This window comes from Prevotella sp. HMSC073D09 (assembly GCF_001814145.1).
GTDB classification, from domain to species: Bacteria; Bacteroidota; Bacteroidia; order Bacteroidales; family Bacteroidaceae; genus Prevotella; species Prevotella conceptionensis.
On record NZ_KV815035.1, the window covers coordinates 1 to 1,437 of the forward strand.

General features: G+C 56.9%; 1 rRNA gene. It reads right to left on the reverse strand.

Annotated elements, in window-relative coordinates:
• Positions 1-1,422 (reverse strand): 16S ribosomal RNA (locus HMPREF2955_RS01570); the annotation flags it as partial.
• Positions 1,423-1,437: the final 15 nt, after the last annotated feature.

Sequence of the window (1,437 nt, forward strand, 5' to 3'; positions counted from 1 at the left end):
CTCCCAGCTTTCATGGCTTGACGGGCGGTGTGTACAAGGCCCGGGAACGTATTCACCGCGCCATGGCTGATGCGCGATTACTAGCGAATCCAGCTTCGTGGGGTCGGGTTGCAGACCCCAGTCCGAACTGAGACGCACTTTAAGGATTGGATGGCATTCGCATGCCACCTACTCTCTGTATGCGCCATTGTAACACGTGTGTAGCCCCGGACGTAAGGGCCGTGCTGATTTGACGTCATCCCCACCTTCCTCACACCTTGCGGTGGCAGTATCTCCAGAGTGCCCGGCATCACCCGATGGCAACTGAAGACGGGGGTTGCGCTCGTTATGGCACTTAAGCCGACACCTCACGGCACGAGCTGACGACAACCATGCAGCACCTCCGCGGCAGCCCCGAAGGGCCTCATCCTCTCGGAATCGTTCCGCCGCAGTTCAAGCCCGGGTAAGGTTCCTCGCGTATCATCGAATTAAACCACATGTTCCTCCGCTTGTGCGGGCCCCCGTCAATTCCTTTGAGTTTCACCGTTGCCGGCGTACTCCCCAGGTGGGATGCTTAACGCTTTCGCTTGGTCACCGGCCACACAGGCCGACAACGAGCATCCATCGTTTACCGCGTGGACTACCAGGGTATCTAATCCTGTTCGATACCCACGCTTTCGAGCATCAGCGTCAGTTGCGCTACAGTAAGCTGCCTTCGCAATCGGAGTTCTTCGTGATATCTAAGCATTTCACCGCTACACCACGAATTCCGCCTACTTTCGGCGCACTCAAGCCCCCCAGTTCGCGCTGCAAGTCGGATGTTGAGCACCCGCATTTCACAACACGCTTAAGGGGCGGCCTACGCTCCCTTTAAACCCAATAAATCCGGATAACGCCCGGACCTTCCGTATTACCGCGGCTGCTGGCACGGAATTAGCCGGTCCTTATTCATGCGGTACCTGCAAAAACCCACACGTGGGCTCATTTATTCCCGCATAAAAGCAGTTTACAACCCATAGGGCCGTCATCCTGCACGCTACTTGGCTGGTTCAGGCTTCCGCCCATTGACCAATATTCCTCACTGCTGCCTCCCGTAGGAGTCTGGACCGTGTCTCAGTTCCAGTGTGGGGGACCTTCCTCTCAGAACCCCTACCGATCGTTGCCACGGTGGGCCGTTACCCCGCCGTCAAGCTAATCGGACGCATCCCCATCCCTCACCGCAAAGCCTTTCGTCCAAATCGGATGCCGTCAATGGACAACATACGGTATTAGTCCGACTTTCGCCGGGTTATCCCGTGGTGAAGGGCAGGTTGGATACGCGTTACTCACCCGTGCGCCGGTCGCCATCAGGGATTGCAAGCAACCCCCATGCTGCCCCGCGACTTGCATGTGTTAAGCCTGTAGCTAGCGTTCATCCTGAGCCAGGATCAAACTCTCCATTGTAAAATGTCTGCGCAT